The organism is Siminovitchia sediminis (assembly GCF_042680885.1).
In the GTDB taxonomy this organism is placed as follows: Bacteria; Bacillota; Bacilli; order Bacillales; family Bacillaceae_C; genus Siminovitchia; species Siminovitchia sediminis.
The window spans coordinates 1-16,535 of sequence record NZ_JBHUEO010000113.1; the positions used below are offsets into that span (position 1 = coordinate 1).

At 35.8% G+C, this 16,535-nt stretch carries 15 protein-coding genes; 13 read left to right on the forward strand and 2 right to left on the reverse strand.

Annotation, left to right across the window (positions count from 1 at the left end; genetic code table 11):
* Positions 1-230: 230 nt before the first annotated feature.
* The 12 genes from ACFSCZ_RS17970 to ACFSCZ_RS18025 all read left to right on the forward strand — a co-directional run bounded on the left by ACFSCZ_RS17970 (position 231) and on the right by ACFSCZ_RS18025 (position 12,568).
* Positions 231-362 carry a hypothetical protein gene (locus ACFSCZ_RS17970; RefSeq protein WP_380775938.1) on the forward strand — a complete coding sequence of 44 codons (132 nt, stop codon included), beginning with the start codon at positions 231-233 and terminating at the stop codon, positions 360-362.
* Between the two features lie 69 nt (positions 363-431).
* On the forward strand, positions 432-2,585 hold the full coding sequence (locus ACFSCZ_RS17975) for a hypothetical protein (RefSeq protein ID WP_380775941.1): 2,154 nt from the start codon (positions 432-434) through the stop codon (positions 2,583-2,585).
* Positions 2,575-3,816, forward strand: a complete 1,242-nt coding sequence (locus tag ACFSCZ_RS17980; protein ID WP_380775944.1) for an MFS transporter — start codon at positions 2,575-2,577, stop codon at positions 3,814-3,816. Before ACFSCZ_RS17975 ends, ACFSCZ_RS17980 begins: the two co-directional genes overlap by 11 nt.
* A complete protein-coding gene (gene truD, locus ACFSCZ_RS17985; protein WP_380775947.1) occupies positions 3,813-4,865 on the forward strand; it encodes a tRNA pseudouridine(13) synthase TruD in 1,053 nt (350 codons plus the stop codon). The genes ACFSCZ_RS17980 and truD overlap by 4 nt, the downstream gene beginning before the upstream one ends.
* Before the next feature lie 2 nt (positions 4,866-4,867).
* Positions 4,868-6,193 carry a B12-binding domain-containing radical SAM protein gene (locus tag ACFSCZ_RS17990; protein ID WP_380775950.1) on the forward strand — a complete coding sequence of 442 codons (1,326 nt, stop codon included), beginning with the start codon at positions 4,868-4,870 and terminating at the stop codon, positions 6,191-6,193.
* Complete coding sequence (locus tag ACFSCZ_RS17995) at positions 6,190-7,101, forward strand: HAD family hydrolase (protein ID WP_380775953.1); 912 nt, start codon at positions 6,190-6,192, stop codon at positions 7,099-7,101. Before ACFSCZ_RS17990 ends, ACFSCZ_RS17995 begins: the two co-directional genes overlap by 4 nt.
* A gap of 29 nt (positions 7,102-7,130) precedes the next feature.
* Positions 7,131-7,745: a 2OG-Fe(II) oxygenase family protein gene (locus ACFSCZ_RS18000; protein WP_380775956.1), complete on the forward strand. Its 615-nt coding sequence runs from the start codon at positions 7,131-7,133 to the stop codon at positions 7,743-7,745.
* Positions 7,746-7,762: 17 nt separating this feature from the next.
* Positions 7,763-8,746, forward strand: a complete 984-nt coding sequence (locus tag ACFSCZ_RS18005; protein WP_380775959.1) for an NAD-dependent epimerase/dehydratase family protein — start codon at positions 7,763-7,765, stop codon at positions 8,744-8,746.
* Positions 8,747-8,757: 11 nt separating this feature from the next.
* Complete coding sequence (locus tag ACFSCZ_RS18010; RefSeq protein ID WP_380775961.1) at positions 8,758-9,480, forward strand: tyrosine-protein phosphatase; 723 nt, start codon at positions 8,758-8,760, stop codon at positions 9,478-9,480.
* Positions 9,481-9,486: 6 nt separating this feature from the next.
* Positions 9,487-10,602 (forward strand): pyridoxal phosphate-dependent aminotransferase, encoded by a 1,116-nt coding sequence (locus ACFSCZ_RS18015; RefSeq protein WP_380775964.1) that lies wholly within the window; start codon positions 9,487-9,489, stop codon positions 10,600-10,602.
* Between the two features lie 8 nt (positions 10,603-10,610).
* Positions 10,611-11,969 carry a hypothetical protein gene (locus tag ACFSCZ_RS18020; RefSeq protein WP_380775967.1) on the forward strand — a complete coding sequence of 453 codons (1,359 nt, stop codon included), beginning with the start codon at positions 10,611-10,613 and terminating at the stop codon, positions 11,967-11,969.
* Positions 11,966-12,568 carry a P-loop NTPase family protein gene (locus tag ACFSCZ_RS18025; RefSeq protein WP_380775970.1) on the forward strand — a complete coding sequence of 201 codons (603 nt, stop codon included), beginning with the start codon at positions 11,966-11,968 and terminating at the stop codon, positions 12,566-12,568. Before ACFSCZ_RS18020 ends, ACFSCZ_RS18025 begins: the two co-directional genes overlap by 4 nt.
* 389 nt (positions 12,569-12,957) lie before the next feature.
* Here ACFSCZ_RS18025 and ACFSCZ_RS18030 read toward each other — a convergent pair whose 3' ends face one another.
* Complete coding sequence (locus ACFSCZ_RS18030) at positions 12,958-13,308, reverse strand: transposase (protein WP_380776258.1); 351 nt, start codon at positions 13,306-13,308, stop codon at positions 12,958-12,960.
* A 9-nt stretch (positions 13,309-13,317) separates the two neighbouring features.
* The gene (locus tag ACFSCZ_RS18035; RefSeq protein ID WP_380775973.1) at positions 13,318-13,650 is read right to left on the reverse strand and encodes an IS3 family transposase; all 333 of its coding nucleotides are present in this window, start codon (positions 13,648-13,650) and stop codon (positions 13,318-13,320) included.
* Positions 13,651-16,251: 2,601 nt separating this feature from the next.
* Between ACFSCZ_RS18035 and ACFSCZ_RS18040 the strand changes: the two genes are divergently transcribed.
* The gene (locus ACFSCZ_RS18040) at positions 16,252-16,422 is read left to right on the forward strand and encodes a hypothetical protein (RefSeq protein ID WP_380775976.1); all 171 of its coding nucleotides are present in this window, start codon (positions 16,252-16,254) and stop codon (positions 16,420-16,422) included.
* Positions 16,423-16,535 lie beyond the last annotated feature (113 nt).

Below are 16,535 nucleotides of genomic sequence, written 5' to 3' on the forward strand. Positions count from 1 at the left end.
TAAGTTTCACTGGAGAAAGCTACCGAATGACTCACGCGTTATCAAGACAGAATCACTAACGGAATAGGCTGGCAAAGTTATGCACTTTTGATTGCACTATTGTGTATTTTTCTCTTGCAAAATACAGCATCCACTTGCCGCAACAGGGTCTCTATATCCTTTGAATGAACGGCATAATGGGTGAGGGGATAAAGGCGTTAATAAAAAATCAGAAAAAAGGAGAGTTACAAATGAAAGAATTAACTTTTCAAGAGCTTGAAGAACTTGTATTTCAAACGGAACAAGAGCTAGAGAAGGAGTCGGGAGAATTAACTGACAGTTTAAAATTATTTGCTGATCCTCCCAGATTCGCAGAACTTTAATATTCACCTTTATTTTTTGTAGATTTTAATTTTTGCCTTTATCCCCAAATAAATTTAGGAGGATAACTATTGTTGAAGTTTAGCTGGGTGGAGGATATCCCCAACAGAATAATTCCTTCTATAGAAAAAGGTATAGTCCCTGTTATCAAACCAAAAGATCCAATTAGAAGAAAAAGGTGGAAATCTGTTCTAACATGGTATGGCTTCAATGAAGTTAATAAGCAAATCCGTTCGGAAAATAGAAATACTAACACAACATATTACTATTTTACACTTAAGGATATTAATGAAGCCTTAAAAACTAAATTAACTGACTTAGTTGTAGTTATTGGTGAACTATTTTTATCTCCAGCAATTTATTATTCGAAAATTACAGAACGTCCACTCTTGTTAATTAATTCTTTTGAAAACTTTCTAACATTGATCCAATATAATAATCTGTCTACCTTGCTGTTGATAGCACCGCCTAAAATACTCTCAGTTAGAAATCTAATTGAAATTAATAACTACATATCACTAAAAGAAAGTAAAACGAGTCTGGGTATAATTACTTCTATTGATAAGGCAGGATTATCCTTTGTTTTAGCAAAAATGTTGGCCAAAGAGAGGAAATGTAATTATAACGGTGGTATAGATGCAATTCATAAGTTTCTTATAAGTAGTGAATTTGTTAAACGTGAATTCGATGTTAATAATATTAGATCCTTTATTTATAAAAAGGCATGGAGAAATTTAATTTTTCACGCTCATGGCGAAGGTGCGCATGTGAGTCTGGAGCATTTATATTTATGTGGACTTACTAGTAGAGAAGAACAAAATCCAGAAGGAATAAATGTTCATGGATGTAAGGAAGGGAAATGCAAGAAGGTTCAAAACATAAATATAGATACAATGCCGATTTATGATTTAAAGGCGGAAAATACCATTTTGTTATCATGTCATGGGTTTGTGGTGGCATCTGACCTATACCCTACAAATTTGAGCTATATACTTAGTATGGCGGAAGGCTATCCGAGGGCGTGTGTTAGCACATTGAAAGCGCTGTCTTATAATCAAGAAGCCATTCCATTCTTATTAAAATTATTAGAGGCCGATACCACATTAGTTCAAATTGTAAAGATTAAAAATGATATCCGTTTACTACAGGAATCTTTTTGTCCATATGTTTTTTTTGGTGACCCTTTTTTAGAAAAAACAACTAATGAAAATATAGACAACCAAATAGGGTTGGGAGAATTTAATAGTAAGAAACCTATTATCCAAATTGATTTAAAACAATTAACTAATCGAATAGTTGGAGTAAAGGTTAAGGATAAAGAGAATGGGACTTTTTGGGGGAAAAGAGGAAGAGACACTTTAATTCTAGTAGGGCTTCCAAATGGTGCAAATGGACAAATTATCGATTATACGGAGAGTTTTCAAAAAGAAAAAAAGCAGGTAAATAATTTATTAGCAAAATTATATTGGTTAAAAACGATACAATATGCAATCGACTCATACTTGAATGATGAAATAAAAAATAATAATACATTAACGAAAATATGGATTAAATTACAAAACATCCATGATAAGTTAACTAGGGTAGCTTATGAAACTAATGTTTTATTAGAAACATTTCGCCAAGAGTGTTATTGGCAGAATGAATATTTTACAAAATTTAAAAAGGAAATTAATGATTTGTTAGAACAAATGTGTCAAGCGTTTGCTCTGTTGGTTCATCACTCTCTATATCAAAGTTTGTTTCAGTCATTACACCATTATCACTATAAGCTCAACATACTGCAAGAGGGCAAGTGTATTCGCTGTCATTCTATTATGATTCAGACATGGTACCAGCCTTTTGGCCTTGGCGAAAAAAGAATTGCCCTAGAATGTCCTGTTTGCGGACCCGTGAAAGAATATAGCCCGGATTCTCCACATTTTAATTTGTGCTTTAAGAAAATTGCAAAACCTGGTGAACAATTTCATATTACTATTAAGCCAACCAATGTTAAGAAAAAAGAAGATGGCATTTTAGTCTTTAATTTAATTGATAAAACCAAAGGGAAAACAGTAGTAAGTATGGTGAAACAAGGAACTATGAATAGTGAGGATTTTATTTTCTCGTTCAAATTCCCAAAAGATATTGGTTATGATTTGCATACCTTTAGACTTATATGGATAGGGAAAGGTATGGAACTGGTTTATTTTAGGGGAAGAGTGGCTGTAGAATATGACCAATAAGAAGAAAGAAACTTCTATCATCCTTAATAAAAATTTTCTTTATTTCTGGTTAGGTCAATCTATTTCAAATCTCGGAAGCAGTATTACCTTACTAGTTTTACCTTTAATGATTCTGGATATGACGGGATCAGCCTTTCAAGTTTCAGTGGTTTCGGCATTAATGATAGCACCTTATGCCATAATTGGATTACCAGCTGGCGTATATTTAGATAAGTGGGACCGTAAAAAAGTTATGCTTATATGCGATTTACTTCGTTTTTTCTCTTTTAGTAGTTTAACAGTTGCGGGCTGGTTTGATGCAGTCCATATTTTCCATATATATATTGTAGGGTTAGTGTCAGGCATTGGAATGGTATTTCATAGTATTGCAGAGGTTTCTATTTTACCAAATCTAGTTGAAAAAAAATTACTGGGGAAAGCAAATAGTTATACTTATGGAGCTTCCAACTTAATGAATCTTATTGGACCTTCAGTAGGAGGAGTTTTGTACACCCTCATAGGCGGTTTAAATACAATAGGGTTAGATGCCTTAAGTTATCTTGTGTCTTTCATTTTACTATCCCTAATATCCTTAGAACATAAAACGAATTGTAAGACTAAACCAAAAGTTGAAAAAGAAGTCAAAAAGCTTATAACTCAAGGGTTTAAATATTTGTGGAAAGAGCGAACAATCCGTTCCATGTTGATAATTATAACTTTTATGAATTTAATAGTAGCTCCTTACTCATTATACACTTTAGTCTTTGCTAAAGAAGAACTTGGTGCAACACCAGAATTACTTGGTTTTCTATATGGGATTGCTTCGTTGGGAGGGCTAGCAGGTTCGCTTTTAGCAGGAAAATGGGTAGTTAAAATTCCCTTTGGTAAATTAATTGTGGCTACCATATTGGTAGAAGTTATATCTCGGTTTTTTGTCCCATTTGTCCCCACTATGGTTTATTTACTTGTTTGTTTAACTTTTGTATATGGTGCGACAGCCGTTGTTAACATTGCCATTATTACACTACGCCAAACAATGGTGCCAGAAGAATTACAGGGAAGGGTAAATGCTACATTTAGAACGATTGTTTTTAGTGTACAACCGTTAGGACAACTAATTGGTGGATATTTATTAATTAAGGTTGGAGCTCAGTGGTCTTTGCTGCTTGCAGCAATGGTATACTCTCCAGTATTGCTATTTGCTTTTCTTTCTGGACTTTACAAAGTCAATGAAGGGGTGATAGAACAATGAGAAATGCAAAATTAAAAAAGATCCCCAATGATTTTATTGTAACTGAATGTTCCACCTTACCTCATCAGAGCTGTATCGAAAATCATTATTATTATTATTACACTATGCAGAAATGTGGCTATTCCACATTTGATGCAATAAGGATCCTTTCAAATATTACAGGTATTAATAAAGAGAATATAGGTTACGCCGGTTTAAAAGATGAGGATGGAATTACTGAACAAATTATTTCATTAACCGAGGAGATACCATCTGAAATAGTCACAGAGCTTTATGAACTATGCGCAAAAGATAAACAAAAATACATTTATTTACAATATAAAGGGCGTGGAGAGCTACCAATCCAAATTGGAAATCTTCTTGGAAATACATTTCAGATAACGGTGCGAATGTTATCAAAAGAGATTGTCAATGAATTGCGAAATTTACAGAAAACACAACTTTTTTTTCTAAACTACTATGATACGCAGCGTTTTGGAATACCAAACTATCCCCAGGTGGCCCATAAAATCGGGGAAAAGCTATTATCAAAGGATTATGATAATGCACTAAAGCTATTTTTGGTTTCAGGGAATGAGGAAACTTCAGATTATGATGTTAACCAAAGTGCAAAATCATTCTTCGATACCTTAGATATCCGAAAACAAACATTCTTTATGAATGCTTTTTCTTCTTTTCAATGGAATCAACGCTTAGGTGAGATCCTCTTTGAGGTTTTTGAACATAGAGTTAAATCCTCCCTAGATGAGGGTATTCCGTTTTATTATTTGGAAGAACAAGAAAAATTAATTGAACTTTTGAAACATTATCCAAGCTTAGAGTTTATTAAGCATAAAAGTGAAGGAGGAAAGATTTTCGACAGAATCTCCTCTCGTCCTACAGTTATACAAACGTTTATTGAGAATATTAAAGTTGATAAAGATGAACTTTATTCAGACTCTTTAAAAATGACAGTGTCATTCTACTTACCATCAGGCTGCTATGCCACTATGGCTATAAAGCAATGGATTTTTTTCTTACAAAAGAATAAAAAAGAGAGGATGAGATAGAAATGAAAATTTTATCAGTATGGCCTCCCCATGTCCCTAGTTATTTTAATGCTGGTCATCATCTACCAATCTTTCAAGTGGGTGCTTATTTGCGGAACCTGCCTTTTGTGGAAGAGGTTAATTGCCTAGATGCCGGCGTTTTAAATTTAACTTGGAAAGACATTTCAGACTATTTAGTCCAAGGAGAATATGATTTAATTGCAATTATGAACGACTTTGATGCCATTGATGATTTGAAGCGCTTTATAAAATACATTCGAACCTTATCTCCAAAAACAAAAATTATCACATTTGGCCGTTTAAGTAAACAGGTGCCAAATTTCTTTAAAAAGTTTGACCTCGATGCGATTGTACATTCGGGAGATAATGAAGCCGGAGTAGCAGCTTATATCCAGTATTTAAACAGCAATTCAGAAAACAATCCACCTGGGGTGTACGTCCGCAATGAGGAACAATGGACAGAAGAATATATTCCCGGAACGTTCTTAGAAGCGGACGAATGGGCTTTGCCTAATATTCAAGAAATACCTTATGAACACTATGATTTTATGTATAGAAGAGATCAGAACAAGTTTTGCGGGATTCCAGAACGACGTGAATTAGTTGTACCTTTAGCAAGAGGGTGCCCTATAGGCTGTGAATTTTGTGATGTGTCAAAATTGCAAGGCTTGCGGGAACGAAGACTTCCAGTTCAGCAAGTTTTATCATATATAGAAGATTCTTTTGAAAAATTACCTTTTGATTATGTAACATTTTATGCACCGACTTTCACTTTAAAGCGAAGGTGGGTTCTAGAATTTTGTAGCGAACTAATAAAAAGAGAAAGGAATTACCCGTGGAAATGTGTTACTACTACCTACCATTTAGATGAACAATTGATAGAGTTAATGGCCCGGAGCGGGTGTTTTCGTATAAGTATTGGTATAGAAACTTTGGACCCTGCAGCCGGAGACAGTTTACCTAGAATCAAGCGAGAAGCTGAGGAAAAGTTTGAATCTGTGGCAAACTGGTGTTTGAAACATGGAATCGAATTAAATTGCTTCGTGATCCTAGGATTACCTGGCGAGTCAGTTGAAGGAGCACGGTATACAATTCAACGAATCATAGATAAAAAAGCAAGGGTTCGGCCAACTATTTATACCCCTTATAATTTAATGGATGAAGAAATGGACGAAGATATGATTAGTTCATTTAACCGACAATTGTTTGTGGACGGGATAGTAGATGAAAATGATGCGATAGAGTTTTATCAAATGTTCTTCGGTAAGGGATACTCACCAACGCAAATTATGAAAAAAATACCAAAAAATGAACAGATATCACTATGAATAAAAAAAATTGCTGTCAAAAAGCTATATTTTTTGACCTTTTCGAAACTTTGGTTAGCCCCCCTTCCAAAGAGGATATTGAAGAGTGGTTGAAAAACCGGGGGGCGAATATTCAAGGAGAGCCTTCTAAATGGCTTAAATCGGGATTTTCTTTTGCGTTAGTAGCGGATGAGTTAGACATAAATCTTACCATTTTAAGAGATGAATTACTTGTAAATGATTTTGATAATATAGAAGAAATGTTTAATTTCTCGGAAAGAATAGCCCAAACTTCAAAAAAACTAAGTAAATATACAAAAGATTTTACGAAAGACTTCATTAAATTTATTATTAAAAACACTAGATTATATGAAGGGGTACATGAACTGTTAAAAACGCTTTACAATAGGGGTTATGCAGTCTTTATTCTTTCCAATTTGATTAGCCCTTATAAGGAAATTTTATCCCTTCACAGCTGTTTATCACATTGGATTAAAGCAGAGTATTTTTCTTGTAGAATGGGGGTGAAGAAGCCCGATTTAAAGTTTTTTCAAACGGCAATCGTTAAAAGCGGTGTCAGTCCAGATCAAACATGGATGGTGGGAGACAATTGGAAAAGCGACATTATGGGTGGATTTCAAGCTAATCTTAACTTAATTTATGTTGACCGCCAAGTAGATCCCTTTATTTCTTATTTAGTTCGGTATGGGTTAACAGGGCTGTTACAAATTTATGACGGAAGAGTTGAAATAAAAAGAGAATACCGCCCCCTTTTAGAAGAAAGGCTCTGTGTCCCGCTTAAAGTAATTGAAGAGAATATGCTTAAGAGCATATATTTAGATAATAATAATTATATAAAACTACATTGTATGCAACGCATAAATTATGCATCTAATATAACAGAAACTTTAAATTTTTTTGATTACTAAAGAAGGGAGTTTATATGGTGTTCTCTATCTTGAACGAAAAACAATTTGAAAAAACCAAGTTTTATAATAAGCCATTCTCCTATGGAATAGTTTCCTCTCCTGTCCAATTGCAATATCGGAATGAGTTAATTAAAGAGTTTCCAGAGGATGGGTTTAAGACGGTAAAAAAAACATCTGAGGGAAAAAGTTACCAAATGAACCATCGAACCTTTATTAATGAGCAGGATGGTCAAGCAAACTTGGATGGATTAAGTCCAATCTGGGAAGATCTTTATAGTGATCTTACTTCCTCACTTTACCGTGATATGATCAGTGAAATTACCAAAAAAAAATTAAAAAATTGTAAAATCGGCGCCTCTTTTTGGCAATATGATGAACGATGTTTTTTGTCACCACATACAGATAAGCCAGAAAAAGTTGTTACTCATTTAATTTATATGGAAGATTCTTGGCAAGAACGAAGAGGGGGCTGTTTACATCTTCATCTTGAAGAAAAAAGTTATCCTATTTTCCGTACCATTATTCCTGTGATAGACAACTCTGTTTTGCTAGTGACAAGTGAGAATTCCTGGCATTCGGTTAGCCCTGTTTTAGGTGAAAAATGGCAAAGGAAAAGCTTACAAATAGTTTTTTGGAATGATTAAGGGAGGAGGATTTTTTGTTGGGTCCAACAATCTTAGTATCGGGAGGAGCCGGTTATACAGGATCAATGTTAGTTATGGCGCTCTTAAACAAAGGTTATAGAGTAAAAGTAGTTGATTTGATGATTTATGGACGAGAAATTCTCCCTAAACATCCTCTATTAGAGGTTTATAAAATGGACATACGAGATTCAAAGCTAGTTTCGCTGCTTTTTGATGTTGATGTGGTTTTTCATTTAGCCGGAGTATCTAATGATCCAGGTGAGGGCTTAGAGCCAGAAATTGGATACCAAATTAACGTAGAAGCTGTAGAGTCTTTAGTCAACATGTGTAATGATATGGGCGTAAAAAAGTTGTTCTACCCATCCTCATGTAGCGTTTATGGAAACGCTACAGAAAAAATCGTAACTGAAGAAAGCATTGTACACCCTTTAACAATCTATGCTGAATGTAAAGCAAGGTGTGAGGAAATTATTCTTAAAAACCGAAGTAATTCTCTATGCTGTACAATTCTTCGACCGGCTACAGTTTGTGGAGTCTCATTAAGACAGCGGTTTGATTTACTTGTAAATAGTATTGTAAAAGAAGCTTATTTTAAACATGAGATAAACGTTAGTGGACCATATCGGATTCGTCCAGGGGTGAACATCTTAGACTTAGTGGACTTATATTTAAAGTTAATTGAACTTCCTGCTCACCAGATAAATGGCCAGATCTTTAACGTTGCATTTGAAAACCAAAAAATAAGAGATATTGCATGTTCTATTGCAACTTTGGTAGGTGAAGATGTAGATATAAATATAATAAAAGGAGAAGATAAACGGTCCTATCAAGTTAGCTCCAAAAAATTACAAAAAATAATTGGCTTTCATCCAAAAAAAACTACCAAGGATGCTGTCACCGATTTATTATACGCAATGACTAAAGGAAAATTTGATGACGCTCTGACTTCTTCTCAATATTACAATAGAAAGCGACAACCCTTGTACCTTACTAAATATTAAAGGTGATTTTAGTGGACGATATTATTTTAAATATTTCTACATGTGCCTTAAACTTTCGGCTGCCTCACGGTATGGATTATTCACGTCATATTTATCGATCGGGGAATTTCAACCAGTTAAATAAAAGTTCTCTTTCTCTATTGAGAGAAAAGATTGGAATAACTCATTTATATGATTTACGTACCCATCAAGAATATAAAAATGATAATATTGAAGAATTATGTAGCTGGTACGATTTAAAACTAGTTTCTCTTCCGCTAGGAAACTTCCCATCAAGGTTCCGAACAAAAAAAATCCTTCTTCCTGAAGATTATGTACAATATTATGAACAAATACTGGCGTACAATCAGTCTGAACTTTATATCTTATTTACAGAACTTTTGTATCACTTAAATTTTCGGAATTTCGTATTCGGATGTCATGCTGGCAAAGATCGGACTGGTATTGTATCTTACTTGCTGTTGTCAATGGCAGGTAAATCAATCGATGATAAAGTAAAGGATTACGTCTTAAGCTCCTATTATATTAACCAAAAGCTAGACTTTTTTAAAAAAAGTTGGCAGAAACGTGGGCTGACACCTTTAGAATATGCCAAGAGGATTGAGGCTATACCAACAACCATAAAATTATTTGACCGAAGCATAAAGTCTATTTATGGAGGAGTGGAAAACTATTTTAATACAATAGGATTTAATTGGAGAGAGATCACGGGTATAAAAAAAAGTTTGGAGTAGATGCATATGCAAGTAGAAAATAAGAGAGTTTCAAATTTTGATATTAAACACCATTTTTTGGAACATATTGATAGTGTTTTACCTTACCGGAAGAGCGATTACCGTAAGGTTATTAATCTTTCAAGTAATGAACTTAGAAACGAAAAAGTAACAGATTTATTTAAAGAGTTTATCCTGAAAAAGTCGGTCAGCGACATTTTTGCTTACCCATACCCTCATGATGTTGAAAAAAAAGTGGCTCAACATTTTGGATTGCCAGCTGAATCGGTGCTATTATCTGCCGGATCCGATGATGCTATTAAAACAATAATCCAAGCCCTTGCTGGAAAGACAAAAAAAATGATTATACAAACTCCTAACTATGAAAACTATACGGTATACGGGCAATTAAATAATATTCAGATAACACCTATTGAATGGTATTTTGATTCCGATTCTTTTTTACAAGATTTATTAACGACCATCAAAGCCTCCTCTCAATCTCTCGTTGTGGTGACGACTCCTAATGGCTGGACTGGCCGTAGTCTACGTTTTGAGGAACTTGAAAAAATAGTTCATCTTTCAAAAATACATGGACATTTGGTTTGTGTTGATCTTGCATATATGTCCTTCAGCAAGTTAGATTATATTCCATTATTGCAAGAGTACTCAAACCTTGTATTCGTTTATAGTTTTTCAAAGTCTATGGGATTAGCCGGGTTTCGTATAGGTGCTGTTTTTTCAAATGAACGAATAATTAGTTACTTAAAAAAATGGCGTACTAATAATCCTATAAATCGGTTTGCATTAGAGTTTCTTGACTATTGTATAAATAGAATTGAAATCATAGAAAAAATGCAACACGAATTGATCGAAGCCCGGACTAAATGGGAGAAAAACATTGTTAGCTTGAATATGGGTGTAAAGCCCGCTAAGACAGAGACTAATTTTCTTTTATTACAAGCACAAAATACATTGATTTGTAATCAAATTATTGAATGGCTATACCAACACAAGATTGTGGTTCGAAGCTTTCCTGGTGATAGGCATTTGAAGACGGCATTTCGTATGACGGTACCTGGTGCACACGAGAGTGAAAAAGTATTAAATTGCTTTAGGGAATTTAAAATAGAAAGGAGCTAGAATATAGCATGTTTGTTCCGTACAAGGATATATTAATCAAAAAAAGCCAATTAAAAAGTGCAAGCATTAACATATCAGGATATAAGCATGCAGCTGTTCAACTTATTGCAGCTTCAGTAATCCACAAAAATCCAGTTATTATCAATAATGCACCGAAAATTTTAGATACCGTTGTTCTAGCGAAAATTGTTGAAGAATGTGGTGGAAAAGCAAATTTTGAAGGTCAGGTTTTGTCCCTCAATACCCAAAAACTTGTTAAAAGTAAAGTTCCACCCAATTTAAGTAAACAAATTCATGGCTCCTTATATTTTTTACCAGCCTTGTTAGCCCGTTTAGGAAAGGTAGAATTTTTTAAAGCAGGGGGATGTCAAATTGGCAATGAAAACGATAAAGGGGAGCGTCCAATAGAACATATGTTATCTGTTATGGAATCGTTTGGAGCAGAGTTTTTTAAAGATGGGGAATGGATCAAGGGCCAATGTGAACAATATCGTCCAACTACAATCGACATATTAAGTTATTCAGACAATCCTATTTCTCCAAATGGACCATATGTTTCGGGTGCTACTAAAACAGCTATTTTATGTGCAATGGGATGTAAAGAAGGAACAACAAGGATTCTAAATCCTTATATGAAACCTGATGTAGTAGAATTACTGCTTTTTTTAAAAAAATGTGGATACATAGTAGAATTCAACAAAAAAGAAATTAATATAACCATTCCAATATCAACCTTCCCTTGTACATATAATTTGATGTCAGACATTAGTGAAATGTTTACATTTATAGCGTTAAGTGTTCACACTAGGATTCCGCTCCAACTTAAAGGTGTAACTGTAGAGCGGGCTAAAAAAGGACTTTATGCTGAACTGGAATTACTTGAAGCGATGGGGATAAAGCTTAAGTGGGGGAACTCTTCTGTCTTTGTTGAACCGGTCGAAGAAATTATAGCTCAAAACATCCAAGTAACTTCAACAGGTATTTATAGCGACCATCACCCTTTTTTTACTTTAATGCTTTTAAAAGCAAATGGGACTTCTACAATAGAAGAGTATGTTTGGAGAGACCGTTTTAAATATATTGAAGGTTTAAAAGCTCTAGGTGCAAATATTAAACGTGATTGTAATTTAATAGAAATCAAACCTTCTATTCTTTTACAATCAGGTAAAACATTGACTGCGAATGAATTAAGGGGAGCAGCTGTATTGATTCTAGCGTCGTTAACTATTTCAGGAACAACAATTGTAAAAAGTGTTGATCATATTATACGAGGGTATGAAAACTTTTTTGAGAAACTTGAACTCATAGGGGTAAAGATTACGTTTTTGGAATCAGCATCAATAGATAGTGGAGAAATAATAAAGTGAGCTTTATATATGTTAGTCAAACTTCTTTAAAAAGGATTGCAATGGCTATACGGGAGGATTCAAAGATAATTATTTTAGGGTCACCCGGGACAGGAAAAACTACATTTGCCAAACAGCTTATACAGCTAGTAAAACTTTCTTATACTTCACTTGATGATCTTAACTGGGAAGAAAATTGGGAAAGGGTTTCTACAGACCTTTTTTACGAACGATTAAAGTATGTGTTAAATGACGACAGTGGGATTATCGATGGAAACTACTATGACAGATTTTTAATAGAAAGGATTCATTGGGCTGATATTATTATTTACTTAGACTATCCCACCTGGGTTGCTTTTTGGGGTCTAGTTAAGCGTTCTATTTGGAGATATATAAAAGGCTCCCGAACATGTTTACCGGCCAATGTAGTTTCATCAGCATATAAACGAAAGTGGGAGCTGTCATACCCTATGGTAAAAAAGGTACTCTGTTTTCGTAAGGATATTCGTCCGAGATTAATTGGTATTATGAGGTTTCAAAAAAATAAAATTATAATAGTAATTAATTCAAGAAAAAAAGCAAAATATTTGTTGGACGCAATAAAAGTTAAGAAAGATTAATAAAAAAAGAGTTTTAAGCGCTAAGATTTACTATATATATGATTATTGTGGATGAAATGAGCCACTTATGCGTAGTTTTGAGCCACCGATTGCGGAGAATAGAGTCATCATGGACTTCTGTCAATAAAATGGACAGAGATGGACCGTGAATTGAGCCACGTTTTGCTTCCGCGCGATTCTGTCGAAGTCGCTTGGAGGCCTCTGCTTAAGAAAACGAATCAAAAACCGCTTCGTTCCCTTAAGTAGAGGGTATTTGATCTTTCGCGGTCCTTGTTTGTCGGCTCCTTTCATAGGCCAATGCTTTCTCCATTGGGCTCAAATAGCCGTTTGATGAATGCATACGTTTCTCGTTATAAAATTTGATGTAAAACTGGATGGCTAAAATGGCCTCAGCTTTTCGTCGCGAATACGTGCTTATATAAATATTCCTTTTTTAAAGATGCAAAAAAGCTCTCCATGCAGGCATTGTCATAGGGGTTTGCTTTTTGACTCATGCTTATTTGGGCGTCAGCTTTCCTTAGTGTGTTTATATAAGCATTAGAACAATATTGTGATCCTCTGTCAGAGTGATGAATCCAGCCTTCTTCCGGCTGGCGCAGCGCAAGAGCTTCTTTTAAGGCGTTCAGACTGAGTTCGTGCCCCATATGGTCATCCACTCGGTAGCTGATGATCCTGCGTCCATATAGGTCCATGACCGGGTTTAAATATAAAAACCCTTCTCCTGTATGAATATAGGTGATATCTGTTGCCTACACCTGGTTTGGTGCCTCCGGCTCAAATTCCTGGTCCAATTGATTTGGGAAAGTCGGCCGAGTATAATCCGAATCGGTCGTACACCTGAACTTTTTTGGCGGACTTGCGTAAAGATCCAATTCTCTCATTCGGTCAGTCACCTTCTTCTCGGAAACTATTATATTATCCCTGTAACGGATTTTTCTGTAGATACGGGGACTGCCATAAAATCCATGGTTATCATGATAATGAAAAAGAATCCGCTCGTCCAAATGCCGGTTAAACGCCTCACGTTCCGTTTCTTCCCGGTCCATTCTCTTGACATAGCTATAATAACCGGATGTTGACACACTAAGGACCCGGCACATCTTCGATATGGTGTGTTCCATGCGGTGTTCATAGATAAACGCAAATTTTACTCTTTTGCTTGCGTGAAGATGTGCATAGCCTTTTTTTATATCTCGTTCTCCTCTTCCATTTCAAGCCTAGCTTGTCGCTCTTTCTCGTACAACTCTTTATATTCTGTGGCGGTCAATAGCTGGTTTTGGCTCTCCTTCTCCGCTTCCTTCTGTTTCTTCCGGTACTCCTGCACCCATCTCTTTAAAGTACCATAAGGAATGTTCAGCTACTTGCTCATTTCTGTTATTTTGTGTCCGTCAAGTACGACCATCTTAGTTACATATTCTCTAAACTCGACGCTATAACTCTTGTGTTTTTCCGCCATAGTGAACACGCCCTTTTCAGCTTTGTATTCGATTAAACATGGCTCAATTGGAGTGTCCACTTTTTATACTAGCTTCAATCATTTGCGGAGTTGAGAGCCATTAATGGTACAAACGCTCTTTAAAGAAGAGAGTCAGAGCCACAGCCAAGCTGCTTGCCATTTACTGTAACGCCCGATTCTTTGCATTTGCTGGAAGGGGTCGGGGCCCCGCCAACGAATGTTTAGAATCGGATTGTCCGTGTTATCATTCTTGAGCGGGTGTGCCTATTTGGCATTATTTATACCAGACCTGCGATTGTTCCTCAACACGGACAAAAGTTAAGTCAATGGTGGCGGGTAATAGTATTCGCGCTAATTATGGCAGAACAACGGTTGTGGATCTCTCCTTCGCAGTTACTGGCTCAAACGTCCGCATTAAGTGGCTCAAAACTCCGTTACTGCTGGCTCAATCTGTCCGCAATTCTCACTATATACCCTGCATCTTGTTAATTGCAAACAGAATACTTGATACTAACGTTTCACCAAAAGTTACTGAAGGAAGCAGTTATGATGATCACATTAAGGATATTGTCTAGAAAACTCAGGTAAAGAGTTGATTGTAAATAGGTTACGTCCTATAACTGTAATTAATTTTTCTGATTTTTCATGTGCAACTAAACGAACGTACCGGAACTCTTAAAGCTCTGGAAATGTGGCTTCGTGATTACTGTTTGCTAACAGTTCAGGAATTAACTTTGGCTGTCATAAATTTGTATCACAGTGATAAAGTAAGGGATATATGTTTTAAGAAATCGGGGCTTTGTATAATTAAGGCACGTCTGGATTACCGTCGTATTGAAGGGGGTAAATTTTGCTTCGGGATACGCAGGCAGGATGCCTTCCTGCTGGATAGCATATTGGAGACTGTATATGGCGATTTCGCAGATGGTTACAGAAAGGGGCTCGTAAAGAACCCCATTGATAAAATGGTACAATATTTGACCTGAAATTTATTTTACACATATTTTACACATAGATTCAAGGAAACGTTGATATATTAACGATTATTATATATTTTAAACGTCTGCCGAGGGCGCTTAAACCTTACAGCATCAACATTTGTTGGTGCTTTTTTAATGATTGACCGCCTGTTGGCTGCCTGATCTATACCCTCTATAATACGTTGCCATCACTGCATACATTCATTATTTTTTTGCTGTGGAGGGACTGATTAATACATGGTTTGTCGGTTATCCCTAAACTGCTGGGAATATAGATAAGGTCAGAACTTCCTGCTTCCCACATGATGGATTCATGAGTATGCCCTGAACATGTAAGGAGTTGTATCGGGAAGATTGTTCCTGTAATATCATGTTTTTAGCCCCTGCATCTTTACCCCTTCACCCATCGAATGTATACGCCCATTATTGATACCTCACCCATTTATTTCTAATATGAAGCTATTTTTTCCATTTTTCAACTGTAAAGTGTCATCTTTATTCACAGAGTGGGCCTGTCGTTGTTATTTTATTTGTCTTGTCTAAACCGCGAGCGTTTGATCTAAGACCTTACTATCATTGGGACAGACACCTGCGGAACAAAACTGTGGTTTTGATGATCTGTGACCATAAAATTCTGGACAGTCTATTTTCAGATACGTCATCTTGACAGAAAAAACGGAATCCAGATGCAGTTTTTGAATAAAAACAAAGGCAGTTCATATACCACTTACATTTGCTGTAAGAAATAAAAAAAGCCCCCTGGATACGATGGAGGTAGTATCCAGGGGTACTAGCAGCCTTTAGCCTTTAAAGGTTATATACAGTATATCTAAAAATTTCTTTATAATAAGTGCTTTTACACAAGTTTTACACTCCCTTAAATAAAATTAAACGATTAAAGATAATCTATTTTAATCAGCCTCCCCTGGCTTGGACAAAGCTCCCTCAAAAGGGGGAGGGCGTTCAATGGCAGGCAACAAGCACAGGGGGTATGTCAATATATTATTGATGTGAATAGAAAAAAAGAAGAGAACCATAGAGGTTTATACGCAGTCTGCATGTTTATCTATCCCACACCGTCCTTCTTTGAATGAAAATCCTCATTTCTACCAGACGTTCTATCCAATCAGATTTATTCCTCTTTAATATATTAGTAACAAGCCGGCCGGCAAAATAATGAATAGGAGAGATGAACATGTGTTATGGAGATGACTTTGTAGGAGGAGAAAGAGACAGACGGCGGAGACGTGAAAGGTTTATTTGCAGATGCGTGGAAGTATGGGATTGGGATGGTTGTGATCATCACTGCGAGCGTGATCGAGATCGTGATCGTGATCGATTCATTTGCCGCTGCAGAGAGCTTGGTGACTAATGATTTAGAAATGACCAGCCCGGGCGCAGTCCGGGCCTTATTATGATGGCCGCGCTCGAGACTCTTTTGCAGTGTCAAACCTCTACATATGTTTGAGTCCTGATATAGATATCCAGTAGTATTCAAACATGTATCTCAAGTAAATTCTTCTAAATGAAT